The sequence below is a fragment of the Paenibacillus segetis genome, from assembly GCF_014639155.1.
In the GTDB taxonomy this organism is placed as follows: Bacteria; Bacillota; Bacilli; order Paenibacillales; family Paenibacillaceae; genus Fontibacillus; species Fontibacillus segetis.
In genome coordinates, this window is sequence record NZ_BMFT01000001.1 from 1,825,137 (window position 1) to 1,837,167 (window position 12,031).

Annotated in this window: 14 protein-coding genes; 12 read left to right on the plus strand and 2 right to left on the minus strand. The window is 37.8% G+C overall.

The features are described 5' to 3' along the window. Positions 1 to 11: 11 nt before the first annotated feature. The 3 genes from IEW05_RS08410 to IEW05_RS08420 all read left to right on the plus strand — a co-directional run bounded on the left by IEW05_RS08410 (position 12) and on the right by IEW05_RS08420 (position 3,841). Entirely contained in the window at positions 12 to 947 is a 936-nt protein-coding gene (locus tag IEW05_RS08410) for a hypothetical protein (RefSeq protein WP_188537654.1), read from the plus strand. A gap of 83 nt (positions 948 to 1,030) precedes the next feature. After that, positions 1,031 to 2,455, plus strand: a complete 1,425-nt coding sequence (wsfD, locus tag IEW05_RS08415) for a glycan biosynthesis hexose transferase WsfD (RefSeq protein ID WP_188537656.1) — start codon at positions 1,031 to 1,033, stop codon at positions 2,453 to 2,455. A 273-nt stretch (positions 2,456 to 2,728) separates the two neighbouring features. Then, on the plus strand, positions 2,729 to 3,841 hold the full coding sequence (locus tag IEW05_RS08420; protein WP_229753302.1) for a D-alanyl-D-alanine carboxypeptidase family protein: 1,113 nt from the start codon (positions 2,729 to 2,731) through the stop codon (positions 3,839 to 3,841). Between the two features lie 15 nt (positions 3,842 to 3,856). Here IEW05_RS08420 and IEW05_RS08425 read toward each other — a convergent pair whose 3' ends face one another. Next, on the minus strand, positions 3,857 to 4,678 hold the full coding sequence (locus IEW05_RS08425) for a YiiX/YebB-like N1pC/P60 family cysteine hydrolase (RefSeq protein ID WP_188537660.1): 822 nt from the start codon (positions 4,676 to 4,678) through the stop codon (positions 3,857 to 3,859). Positions 4,679 to 4,978: 300 nt separating this feature from the next. Here IEW05_RS08425 and IEW05_RS08430 point away from each other — a divergent pair, with 300 nt between their 5' ends. The 7 genes from IEW05_RS08430 to IEW05_RS08460 all read left to right on the plus strand — a co-directional run bounded on the left by IEW05_RS08430 (position 4,979) and on the right by IEW05_RS08460 (position 9,963). After that, positions 4,979 to 5,581: an RNA polymerase sigma factor gene (locus IEW05_RS08430; RefSeq protein ID WP_188537662.1), complete on the plus strand. Its 603-nt coding sequence runs from the start codon at positions 4,979 to 4,981 to the stop codon at positions 5,579 to 5,581. Next, on the plus strand, positions 5,508 to 6,821 hold the full coding sequence (locus IEW05_RS08435) for a DUF4179 domain-containing protein (protein ID WP_188537664.1): 1,314 nt from the start codon (positions 5,508 to 5,510) through the stop codon (positions 6,819 to 6,821). Before IEW05_RS08430 ends, IEW05_RS08435 begins: the two co-directional genes overlap by 74 nt. Positions 6,822 to 7,308: 487 nt before the next feature. Then, complete coding sequence (locus IEW05_RS08440; RefSeq protein WP_188537666.1) at positions 7,309 to 7,767, plus strand: NUDIX hydrolase; 459 nt, start codon at positions 7,309 to 7,311, stop codon at positions 7,765 to 7,767. Between the two features lie 223 nt (positions 7,768 to 7,990). Further along, on the plus strand, positions 7,991 to 8,461 hold the full coding sequence (locus IEW05_RS08445; protein WP_188540784.1) for a P-loop nucleotide/nucleoside kinase family protein: 471 nt from the start codon (positions 7,991 to 7,993) through the stop codon (positions 8,459 to 8,461). Positions 8,462 to 8,515: 54 nt separating this feature from the next. Then, complete coding sequence (locus IEW05_RS08450; protein ID WP_188537668.1) at positions 8,516 to 8,938, plus strand: macro domain-containing protein; 423 nt, start codon at positions 8,516 to 8,518, stop codon at positions 8,936 to 8,938. Positions 8,939 to 9,137: 199 nt separating this feature from the next. Beyond that, complete coding sequence (locus tag IEW05_RS08455) at positions 9,138 to 9,560, plus strand: DUF6678 family protein (protein WP_188537670.1); 423 nt, start codon at positions 9,138 to 9,140, stop codon at positions 9,558 to 9,560. Positions 9,561 to 9,579: 19 nt separating this feature from the next. Next, a complete protein-coding gene (locus IEW05_RS08460; RefSeq protein WP_188537672.1) occupies positions 9,580 to 9,963 on the plus strand; it encodes a NisI/SpaI family lantibiotic immunity lipoprotein in 384 nt (127 codons plus the stop codon). Positions 9,964 to 10,116: 153 nt separating this feature from the next. Here IEW05_RS08460 and IEW05_RS08465 read toward each other — a convergent pair whose 3' ends face one another. Next, entirely contained in the window at positions 10,117 to 10,794 is a 678-nt protein-coding gene (locus IEW05_RS08465; protein ID WP_188537674.1) for a stalk domain-containing protein, read from the minus strand. 233 nt (positions 10,795 to 11,027) lie between these two features. On the opposite strand from IEW05_RS08465, the gene IEW05_RS26060 reads away from it, so the two are divergent. Further along, the gene (locus tag IEW05_RS26060) at positions 11,028 to 11,234 is read left to right on the plus strand and encodes a DUF4181 domain-containing protein (protein WP_194434106.1); all 207 of its coding nucleotides are present in this window, start codon (positions 11,028 to 11,030) and stop codon (positions 11,232 to 11,234) included. A gap of 298 nt (positions 11,235 to 11,532) precedes the next feature. After that, positions 11,533 to 12,021 (plus strand): GNAT family N-acetyltransferase, encoded by a 489-nt coding sequence (locus IEW05_RS08475; RefSeq protein WP_188537678.1) that lies wholly within the window; start codon positions 11,533 to 11,535, stop codon positions 12,019 to 12,021. Positions 12,022 to 12,031: the final 10 nt, after the last annotated feature.

Below are 12,031 nucleotides of genomic sequence, written 5' to 3' on the forward strand. Positions count from 1 at the left end.
GGGAACAACAAATGAGGCTTAAAGACCTTTCTCAGGAAAAAGGTATGATTCATAAAATCAAAGTTGTCATGGAGATGACAAATCTACCTGAGCAAGATTTCACTGATCGGGTTATGAATAAGATTGTGAACATGGAAAATGTGCCAGCAATTTCTCGCAAAGCTCCAGTTATTACGATGAAAAGATTCATGATCGCCGTAGGTGTGATCTGTCTGTTGAGTGGATTTTCCTATGCGGCTACAGCGTGGTTTAATTTACATGATAATGCAGGTAACATTGTCCTGGAGGTCAGAAAGACCAATACGAAGATTCCAGATTGGCAGACTAGGATTCTGGAAGAAGTTCAGCAGACCATAGCACCAGGCGAGTCAGCGGTTGTCTATTTCGGAAGCAAAGAAGAGATTGTTACACAGTCAACGGACCAGATTCTATGGACGTCTTCTCCTAGAGAATATCGTGATCAGGACGAATTTAATAGTACAATTACAAGAGAAGTCAGAGGGCCGTTAACTACAATACAACGAGTAGATCAGGTGCCTGAAGGATATGAATTTGAAGCCGGTTATTTGCTCATGAACTATCTACCGACAAGTCAGGAGGATGACCAACTCACTTTTGCTAAATCATCAGATGGTAAGGAATATGCTTACGGCGTAAGACTGCCAGGCAATGTAATCCAGTCGATTGCGTGGAAATACAGGAAGGACAGACAGGAAGTTGACTACCAAGTTCATTTTGTAGCTGGTGATGAAAAGTCGAAGTTCTTTGATATGGAACCATCTAAGGATTCCATTATTAAAGTAGCGGGCATAGAAACTTATTATTATGACCGCACCTTGAACTGGGTGGTGAAGAGCGAGGGAGGATTCATGAACTATCGCCTTTTTGGACCTGCAGCAACGAAAGAGCAACTTGTAGATTTCGCTAAGGCTATATTGACGCATTAAAGTGCAATGTAGTTGCGTTGCATAACTTAAGCAAAAAAGTCTAAGGATTGTTGCGTCATAATAAAGGAAGTGTCTAAGAAAGAATGAGAAGATTTCTAACCGTCGAATGGTTTGCTGTATTAGCAGGTATATGTCTTGTCACCATTCTATTATTCACTCATCCATTTATCGGTGTTGCTGACAACGGGGATTTTCTGCGGGTTATGGGAACCAGTGGACTGAATTATGGAGTACCCGGAGAGTCTTATGAGGATCGTTTTTTCGGATATGCCCACCAGTATTTCGCTTATGATCAGTTCTTCCGGGGCTTTTATACGTCTACACAAATGATATTAGTTATAGTGGCACGCAAGATAGGATATGTTATTCATCCGTCTTCCTTTGATATTCGTGTGCTTGGGGCTTTATATGCTGTACTTCTGCTATCGGCAACTTATATCATTGTTCGTTATAATCAATACAAATCGACGATCGTAGGCATCGTGCTTGCTCTTTGCTTGCTGTTCGTATTCTATGACATCGGATATATTGCCTATTTCAATTCGCTGTTTGGCGAACCCGTTTCGCTCGTGTTTTTATTGTTGTCAGTTGGTTTTGGGCTATGTTTGTTACATCAGAAGGAACCGTCACAAAAAATGTTCTGGCTATACTTTATTGGGGTCTTCTTCCTGACATTCTCTAAAATCCAAAATGCCCCGGTAGGCATTATGTTTGCCCTATTAGGTTTCCGTTTCACCATGCTCCGTCAAGACAAGACCTGGCGGCGGCTAACAGTCTGGCTGTCGGTCTCCATGATTGTGCTTTCGGTTGGAAATTACATTGTAGCTCCAAAGGAACTGAAGGACATCAATTTGTATCAGACTGTTTTCTTTGGGATATTGAAAGATTCTCCCAATATAGAACAGGATCTACAGGAGCTTGGATTGCCTGAGCATCTGCTATCGCTTGCTGGTACGAATTACTTCCAGAGTGATACGGTGATCATACAGGATGCACCCTCCATGAAGCAGGATTTTTATGACCGTGTATCTCACATGGATGTCGTGCTATTTTATATGAAGCATCCGAATCGGCTTATCGAGAAAATGAAATATGCAGCGAACAACAGCATGAGCATTCGGCCATACTATCTAGGCAATTATTTGAAGCAGGAACATAAACCTTCTGGCGCATTAACTATTAGCTACAGTTGCTGGAGTGAGTTCAAAAATTCGTATGTACCTAGATCATTGTTGTTCATAACCTTGTTCTATCTCATTTATTATGCTATCGCTATGTTCGAGTACATTCGCCACCGTGATCGAACCATCCGGATTCGGATAGAATTGATGATGCTGATTGGATTATTGGGGTTTATGGGCTTTTTGACTCCAATCATAGGCGATGGCCAGGCAGACATAGGAAAGCATCTATTCCTGTTTAACGTCTGCGTTGATATGATGCTTGTTGTATCCTTGACATGGATTGTTTATCAACTTGTGAATTTCAAAAAATCTGATTTGGGGTAGTACCAGCAAAGTAATCCCTTGTTGGCGCTGCCCTTTTACCAGCTCATTGTATAGGTTCATCTTTTTTACTTCATAATTAATAGAAGTGATTACATTTTGTATCCGTGATTATTTTACTTGAGTTAATTCACCGTAATGAGTATGATAAACTTTTCGATAATCGATTAATGTTCTGAACTTTTATTTAAAATACTACTTAGAACTGAACTCTATAACTGGAAAAGGATTTGCTAAATGAAAAGATTCTTTGCATTATTCATAATGTTGATCATCATGTTTAGTTTTCAAGATCAGTCCTATGCTATGGAAAGCAAGGGAATCCAGCCACTTAATAGTGAAGCTGTCATTTTGATCGATGGAACCACAGGCACTATTTTATATGAAAAAGATAGCGAAAAGTTGATGTATCCCGCAAGTATCACCAAAATTGTTACAGGGATCATCGCGCTTGAAGAAGGAAATATAAATGATCTTGTAACCGTTAGCAAGAATGCGAGGAATATCGATGGTACAAGAGTTTACTTAGTTGAAGGTGAACAAGTTTCATTATTAAAGCTTATACAAGGAATGCTAATTAACTCAGGCAACGATGCAGCAACCGCTATTGCAGAGCATTTCGATGGAAGTGAAGCTCAGTTTGCAGAACGAATGAATCAATTTGTTAGGGAAAAGGTTGGTACCCGAAATACTACGTTTCAAAATCCACACGGGTTGTTCGATGAGAACCATGTAACAACAGCTTACGATATGGCGCTCATTACACAGTACGCGATGAAAAATCCAGTGTTTCGATCCATAGTAAGTACCAAAAGTATGGAATGGATTGGAGAGGGCTGGGAGACGACAATCTATAATCACAATCGACTTTTGTGGCGGTATGAAGGCACGACGGGTGTGAAGAATGGTTATGTTACTCAGTCCGGGTATACTTTGGTTGCTTCAGCCAAGCGTGAGGGCTCAGAGTGGATCGCGGTTACCTTAAATGCGAGCTCAGCAGAGTTAGCCTATAGCGATATGGAAAATCTCTTTGATTACGGTTTTAACAATTATCAAACCAATCTATATACAGTAGATCCTTTAGTGATTTTAAAATACCAAGATCGTTTTCAGATTCCCAATCAATTAGTCTTTACAAGTAAGAAATCCGAATCATTCCATGTTGAATTTAATGAAAGTAATGGTCAGCTCGTTGTTGTTGACTCGAACGATAATCAGGTTTATTCTAAACAATTAATCCCGTTAATTAAAAATAAATACATCTTAGACAAGCTAAGAAGCCCATTGAACGAGGCAAGTCAATCCTTTATCGCAGCTAAAAGTATTTCCATAGCGTTACCAGTGTTATTAATTCTTCTATTTGTGAGAAAAAAGATGCGGAAGAGCTAGTACTATTTACTACCGTTAATATAGCTCCTTCGGGTTCATGCCGTAGACCTGTATGAGCTCCAAGAGTGGGCTGTTCGCAATACTTTTTGGTGTGATAATCCTGCCGCCATTACTATCCAGATCGTAACCAAATTGGCGGTAGGCTTCCCATACCAGGTGAGCACAATGTGTTTCCTTTAGCTTATTTTCAGGGTGCTTGGCAGACCATATACCTACTCCAAAACCATAGGGTACGCCATTCAGTCGGTTGACTGCTTCCTGTGCAATTGTATGTCTCTCTTCAGCAGATGTGTTTTTTAAGCGGAAGACAAGAAAGCTCGGATATTTCTCCCATTTTCCAATCGTCTGGAACCCGGAATTCTCCCCCAGGACGGCTGACTCCAATGTCAGTCCTTCGTTCGCATCCACCACGATCGCCGCATGGCCATTTCTCCAGCCAAAGGTGAGTGAGTTTTGAGTGATTAGGATATCGCCATCTTCAAGTGCAATCATCTCAGATCCCGCCGTATAGTTACCCTTTTTGTCTACAACGAATTCTTCGTTTGAAATGGGGCTATTTTTTTCGCGAACTAGTAGAGGAGTTGAGAAGAATTGATTTTGAATCTGATAAATCATATTCTCCTTTCCTGTAGCTAGAAGCTTGTCTACAACCGGACGACCAAGTCCTGATTGCTTGAGTAGAATCTCATAATCATGCTCGTTCAGTACATCCTTCGTTAGAATTGTAGATAAATCGACCATAGAGTAATCTGGCGTCCAATGAGCGAACGGCTCTGCGGCAAGGGTCCAGCGGTGTAGAAATAATATCAATCCAAGCACTGCGATCATTCCTATCAAAATCCTAAAACTCCAACTTCTTTTCTTTCGCGTAGTTGTGCTCATTTCACTGCCCTCACTATCTAGCTGTAAGTTTAAGAGTTAAGATACATATCACAGCCTTATTATCGGCAAGGAGCATAGGAAATAATCGTTCGATTAGGTGGCTCCATCGGAGTATTCTCAAAGGAAACTTCGCACTCTTTTGGGAGGGGCATTGGTTCTCCTTCTTCATGACACCTCAAGGAATTTTGAGTTTTTTTGTATGAAATGAACTTTTTTAATCGCTGCGATCTCTTATCTATGAAAAGGGGTGAGAACTTGAAAGTAAGCCGTCTTGTCAAACAAGCCCAAAAAGGCAACAAGGAAGCTTTATTACAGCTAATCATAGCTGATCAGGACGCTTATTATCGTCTTGCCCATACATACATGGGAAATGAGCATGACGCGATGGATGCAATGGAAGACATGATTGTTACACTTTATGAAAAGATTGATCAGTTGCATAAAGGCGAAGCATTCTACAGCTGGAGCAAAACCATTCTCGTCAATCGGTGCAAAACATTACTCCGCAAAAAGGATCGATTTCTTCCATTGGAGAACGAGCGAGAATCCCCACTTGCTGCATTAACTGACGATAATCCCTATCGCCACTCAGAGTCTGAGATGAATATGGATATGTTGCTATCTCATCTGAATGCACAGCAAAGGGAAGCGATCGAACTTCGTTATGTTCATGATCTTCCGTACCAGACGATTGCGGACATGACCGGTACACCGCTTGGCACAATCAAATCTAGAATCTCACAAGGATTACAAAAACTGAAATTCTTAATCGGAGGTGATGGTTATGCAAACGATCGAGGAGAAATTACTCGAACACAAACAAAGCTTGAATGTGGTACAGGCTCCGGCAGAACTTGAGAGCAGACTTCGCAATGCACTTGAACATGTCCCCGCTAAGAAGAAGAATATGAGCAGACCTATGACGTGGATTGCATCATCAGCTGCAGCACTCCTTCTAATTATCGGAACGTATCAATATCCAGCCTTTGCTTATTATGGAAGTAAGTTGCTTAATACAACCGATTTGTATTCTCTCAGTTTTTCTGAAGTGGCAGATCAAGGATACGGTCAAACGGTAAACAAGAGCAAAACACTTGATGATGGTACGGTCATAACCATTGATGGTGTTATAGCGGATGAAAATGCATTGCTCATGTATTACACCGTTGGTCGACATGCAGGCTCCGTATATAATGACCATGGTTCATATCGTTATGGTGTGGATGGTTTGCATGGCTTCATGACGAATTCAGATTGGAAAGAAGGAGGTGGCAACCCTAGCGAAGATGAGACCCAGTTCGAGGGAGTATATAAATTTGAGCCCGTTAGTCCATTCGCAAGAACGTTAACCGTTACATTTTATGAGTGGCTGGATAATGGGGAGCGGGCATCATATCCTATCTCTTTCGATTTTGAAGCGAATAAAGCGATGAAAAGTATGATTAAAGAGGATATTTCAAAATCCGTTCCTGTAGATGAGGGGACTGTCCATTATGACTCCATTACTGCTTCGCCAACTTCAACCATCGTTAAGGGGCATTATGACATGGATGAAAAGGGATATCCAAGATTTATGGGTAATACGAAACTTTATGTGAATGGAACAGAAATGAAACCAAGGAGAATGCAGTCATCGGATGATTCTAAAAAGGATATCTTGGGATTTGAACTTGAATTTGATGTGCTTCCGACAGACAAGATAAAGACCATTGAACTTGTACTCGAAGATTTTCCCGGATATCAGAAAGTAGAAGAACCCATCTCCCTAGCCTCACCATCAGATCAATCCATCAAAATTGGCGATGAAAAGGTATGGATTCGGAGCGTAACAAAAACCGATGCAGGCTATGATATCGTTATCGCCAGAAAACAATTCACATTCTTGGAAACGGATAATTTATCCGTTCAAGCTGGTGATATCGTAGTTCCCGTATCATCAATTTCCTCATCACGCCCGTGGGATCTGAAGAACGGTAACATCCTGTGGGAGCAGACGTATTCTTTTAACATAACGGAGAAACCGGAACGCTTGCTACTGGACGGATTTGACTATATTAAAACCTACGATAAGACAATATCTATTCCTGTAGGTCAATAAAATTACCATTAGGTTATAATGAAAGAATAATAATGATTTCTGATCTTGTTACACCAAGTGCCATAAACCATATATGAAAGCATCGTTTGGGAAGTAGCTACAAGCTCAGACATCTAACGACCCAGCCTAAGATTGGAGCTATCTAAGGCTGGGTCGTTTCGTAAATACAGAAACGTTATGAAAAATGAATGTGGAAAAAAGCAGATGATTTAAGAAGAAACGGGGATTTATATTATGAATAATAACAAAATCATGGAAGAACATATTGAAGGACTTTCAGAAAAATTGAAGACTGTATATTAAACAACGAGCTATTGTAAAGTAATGAAATCACTTAGACATGGACATGGGAAGGTTGGCCTCCTCAGAAATACACGATAAAAAGTCGAATCGTATATTGTTATGCGGATTTGATAATTAAGAATCGGTTAAGTTAAAAAAGATTTTTGAAACTCATTAATCTTATTGAAAAGAAGAGGAGAAAAGAATGGACTATATTAAGTGGATTAGAAGCAAAGTCGGTAGCGAAATGATAATTCTTAATTTTGCTGGAGCTATAATAACTAATGAAGAAGGACAAATTTTATTACAACGAAGAAAAGATAAAGATGCATGGGGATTTCCAGGTGGAGCTATGGAGATTGGTGAATCCGCAGAAGAAACAGCAAAAAGAGAAGTAGAAGAAGAAACCGGGTTGAAAATTAATATCAAAGAACTAATTGGTATTTATACTAAGTACTTTGATGAATATCCAAATGGAGATCAAGCGCAAACAATTTCATTTGTTTTTAAAGGGGACATTACTGGAGGAGAAGTAATTAAGGAGAATGAAGAAAGTATAGAACTTAAATTTTTTGATAAAGACGAGATTCCAGAATTATTTAATCAACAACATAATGATGCATTTCATGATTTTCTTAATAAGAGAACTGGAGTATATAGATAGTCTGGATTTAGCTTTTTGGTCAGATAATTTTACTTTTACAAGAACAACTATTCCAAGAACAAGACAAACATATAATAGAGGATGTTTTTCAATTAATTACATATCGAAGTCTCTTTATGTTTATTAATTTGACTAAAGGGTGAAAGGAGAAAGTTAGTTGCTTGACGATTATGAAATTGATGATTTTATTGACCAAGCAGATGTTTCCGTTCCATTAGTAGCAATGATGTGTGGAGTAGCAGGATCAGGAAAAACAACTTTTGCTCAAAGATTAGAGAAGAGAGGTTTTGTACGTCTTTCTATTGATGAAGAAATATGGGCTACACATGGTCGATACGGAATTGACTACCCCATTGAAATGTATGAGCAATTAAAAGTTGAAGCCGAGTTAAAGCTACGTAATGAACTAGTGAATCTTTTAAATGAAAAGCGTCATGTGGTTATCGATTTCAGTTTTTGGCAGCGAAAGAAGCGAAATGAATATAAGAAGTTAATAGAAGATGGAGGAGGATTGTGGAAGCTTATATATTTGAAAGTTCATCCTAATGTATTACGTGAACGACTTCGTATTCGGAGTCAACGATTCGATGCAAATGCAGCATTTACAATAACAGAAGAAATATTATCTTCATTCCTAAAGGGTTTTGAAACACCTTCTGGAGAAGGGGAAATAATCATAGAAGCAAAAGTATAATCAAACTGAACTTAGGGTAAGACCCTATATAATGTTATGCATGGAGTGATCACAATGGAGTTAATAGAATTAAAGAAAGACTTATTTACAATGCCTGAGGAGTACTACTTAGCTCATTGCATATCCGCAGATGCAAAGATGGGAGCTGGAATTGCTGTGCAGTTTCGAAAAAGATTTAAGTTGGCTTCGCTCCAGGAAAGAGCAACAAGGAATGAATTAGAAGTCGGTAAGTGCTATAAAGTTGATAGGACATTGAATTTAGTTTCGAAGAGCAAGTATTGGCATAAACCAACGTATGAGACATTAACAATGTCGATAAAATCAATGAAAGAAATATGTCAACAAGACTCGATTCATAAGATAGCCATGCCGGAAATAGGATGTGGTTTAGATAAACTGCAATGGGGACGTGTAAAAGAAATATTAGAGGAAGAGTTTGATGAAACGGCAATTGAGATTACAATTTGTAGATTATAGATTTAAGGGAATGGAAGTGGCGGACATATCGAACCTCCTAGATGTGCCTCCTTCAACGCCTCACCAAATATTCAATCGGACAAATACGGCAATAGAATTTTGGTTATTTCGCAACCCACAACAAAGGGTGATAGAATATCGGTATAGTTGATCCAAAGAAATTAGAAAACAAATCATTTATTGAACTGAGGATATCGTTATGGTACTAAATAGAAACAAAACGAGAGTAGTTGAGGCCATTACTGAAAGAAATTTAATTTCTATCATGAATGATACAAAATGGCGAGAACTCCAAGATGAAGTGGTAAATACTTTGTTGTTTCCCCCACCATACCAAGCCAAATATGTGTTAGAAGATTTATTACACCCAGAAGAATTTGAAAAGGATGTTTGGTATTGGGGGGATTGGAAAGAGGGAATTGTACCATTTTACAATGTGGAGTGGATCAAGGTAAGGCCAAGATATTTAAAACATCGTGGTAGTCTGGTATCACCAGAATTAATTGATATTACAGAGGATTTTGTCAATATATTAAAAGAATTATCTATTCCTTATAGACAAGACAATAATACATATTTTATTTATGGTTATATATCTGATGCAAGCGTATTAACTTTATGAGGACGGGAGAACTAAAAAAATGTTGAGGGTATTGAACTCAATTTTTGGGATTGTTTTACTGTTAGTTATAGTTTCTTGTTCTGCGACAACGACAGAACCGAAGGAAGAAGGAATTAACCCTAATAGCGATATATTGGCGCAATTTTCCTTTAAGAATAAAATTTACTCTATCGAAGGCAACATGACTCCTGCCGAAAAAATAAAAAAAGAGATTGGGAAGATAGAAAAGATAGTAGTAGATGAGATTAAAGAAAACGGTCAGGCTAAAATATTTGACTCAAAAATAGATCTTTTAGAGAGTACAAAAATATTTTCCATTCAAGATACAGACAAGGATCTTGTGGTTGCCATCAAAATTAATGATATTTATTATACTGCAATTTTTTGGGGGAAATTAGATTAGTTATTGGGAAATGTGAAAGGATCGCAAATAAAGAAAAAGCTCATCCCGACGAACTGGGATGAGCTTAATATATTTTGTAAATCGGATAGGATTAATGCTCAAGGTGAACACAAATTAGCTACTCACAGTATAGATGGCTTAATCATAATTGGACTACTTGTATATAGATGTCGTAAGAGGAATAAGGAAGCCACCATCAGTGGATTGCTTAACATTAATAGAGATGTTGTTTACTCCAGTAATATCTATCTCAATGGTCTGCATGCCGCTAGCAGGGGTGATCCCATCTACTTTTTTAAGCAAAGTATTCTTATCATTATCCTTAATTTCTATATTTTCGACTTCCGAATCGATAGCAGCGAACTGCAAAATCAGTTTTTGGTATTTGCCATTTGGACTTAGAGCAGTATATTTAATATTTGATCCCGAAGAACTGAACAGAACTTCACCGTAATCTTTGTTGTTGAATTTTGTTTGTGCAGGATCCTTGGAATATAATGTATCGTTAAAATCTTCTTGCTTAATTGCAACACCATCTATAAGCTCGCCAATAATGACTTCTTTTGCTTTCGCGTCATAATTGACCGGTATGTCCAGTACATTAGAAACTGCTCTTACCGGCAAGTATGTGGTACCTTCGTATGTAATAGGAAGGATTGCATTCCCTTGTGCATCCTTCATTTGAGTGATTTCCCCATTAACTCGAATTTTTAATTCTCCGTTTAAATAAGCTTTAATTTCTTGAAGTTGTGAACTAGCAAAGGCTCCTACACTTATTCCGACCATAAGAATCATAGCTCCGCAGAAAGTAATCATTAACTTGTTCTTCATCAATATCCCCCTCTAAATTATTTTTAATTTCTTGAAAATTATAACATTTCAAATTTATGATAACAATGGTACGTTCGTTTTAAAAGGTTTTTTAGTCGTATAGAGATAAAGTAATTAAAGATAGCTGAGACTAAGATCCAGAATGAGTTCACGTATGAGAACAAAACGATAAGGACCAGTGGGGACACTCATCACCAAAGAAATGAAGTCACCATGAATGGCTTGAATATTAAATGAAAATCAATACAAAATTAGGGGGTGAATTGGGTGGATCTCGTGAAGTTTATTTCTTGACCTCTTTGGCATTATTATTTGGTTTCTATGCAATTATGGAATTTATCTTTATAAAGGAAACAAAGCAGTATATCAGCACAACTATAATTCTAATCATAGTTCTTGTTATTATGTTTAATCTAGATCAGTTTCCTTTGTTGGATTAGATGTCCAACACTTCATGCCAAGTTTGTTCATTATCTAAGCGACGACTAGATGTTAAAAAACATTAAGTTCTATACCTGTTGCTTAACCAACAAAAGCGCTTTTATTTACTGATTGAGAATGTTTTTTTGTTTCTTATGCTTTATGTGTAGGGGCTCATTAATTATTGATCATTTCATTGATACTGGCTTCTATATTTCCAATGCTATTTGAAAGTACTCAAGTATCGGGGTTACCACCTCGAGGTTGTCAGATGTATAATTAAGGAAGGTTATAGTTACTAAAAATATGGAGGTTCTAATGCATAATCTTATCTTAACAAAGTTTGAGCCGAGTGATTTTAATGATTACTATTCATTAGTATCAAATGAGAAGGTAATGGCGTTTATCACTGAACGTTCTACTCCTTTTGAAGAAGCGCAAGTAAATTTTAACAAGTTATTGGATCGCAATAAAAAGTTTGAACAATTTGGGTCGTTTAAAGTATATAACAACATTACTAACGAATTTATAGGTCTTGGAAGCTTGATACTTAATGAAGAGAAATCCGATGAAGCAGAGTTAGGTTATATGTTAATTCCAGAGCAATGGGGTAAAGGATACGGTAATATAATTGCTAACATTCTATTACAGAGAGCCATTAATACAAATTTAAAACGGTTAGTAGCTATTATTGATCCCAATAACATACCTTCTAGAAAAATTCTAATAAGTAAGGGGTTTACCTCCGAGAAGATAGGTGAGATCGATGGCCTGCCTGGAGAAATTTTAAGTAAAGATCTATTCTGAACACATTAGA

What these genes read in the sequence shown, in the direction of transcription:
- IEW05_RS08410 (WP_188537654.1), top strand. Translation starts at nt 12, where the DNA reads ATGAGGCTTAAAGACCTTTCTCAGGAAAAAGGTATGATTCATAAAATC.
- wsfD (WP_188537656.1), top strand. Translation starts at nt 1,031, where the DNA reads ATGAGAAGATTTCTAACCGTCGAATGGTTTGCTGTATTAGCAGGTATA.
- IEW05_RS08420 (WP_229753302.1), top strand. Translation starts at nt 2,729, where the DNA reads ATGTTTAGTTTTCAAGATCAGTCCTATGCTATGGAAAGCAAGGGAATC.
- IEW05_RS08435 (WP_188537664.1), top strand. Translation starts at nt 5,508, where the DNA reads ATGCAAACGATCGAGGAGAAATTACTCGAACACAAACAAAGCTTGAAT.
- IEW05_RS08440 (WP_188537666.1), top strand. Translation starts at nt 7,309, where the DNA reads ATGGACTATATTAAGTGGATTAGAAGCAAAGTCGGTAGCGAAATGATA.
- IEW05_RS08445 (WP_188540784.1), top strand. Translation starts at nt 7,991, where the DNA reads ATGATGTGTGGAGTAGCAGGATCAGGAAAAACAACTTTTGCTCAAAGA.
- IEW05_RS08450 (WP_188537668.1), top strand. Translation starts at nt 8,516, where the DNA reads ATGGAGTTAATAGAATTAAAGAAAGACTTATTTACAATGCCTGAGGAG.
- IEW05_RS08455 (WP_188537670.1), top strand. Translation starts at nt 9,138, where the DNA reads ATGGTACTAAATAGAAACAAAACGAGAGTAGTTGAGGCCATTACTGAA.
- IEW05_RS08460 (WP_188537672.1), top strand. Translation starts at nt 9,580, where the DNA reads ATGTTGAGGGTATTGAACTCAATTTTTGGGATTGTTTTACTGTTAGTT.
- IEW05_RS08465 (WP_188537674.1), bottom strand. Translation starts at nt 10,794, where the DNA reads ATGAAGAACAAGTTAATGATTACTTTCTGCGGAGCTATGATTCTTATG.
- IEW05_RS26060 (WP_194434106.1), top strand. Translation starts at nt 11,028, where the DNA reads ATGAAAATCAATACAAAATTAGGGGGTGAATTGGGTGGATCTCGTGAA.
- IEW05_RS08475 (WP_188537678.1), top strand. Translation starts at nt 11,533, where the DNA reads ATGCATAATCTTATCTTAACAAAGTTTGAGCCGAGTGATTTTAATGAT.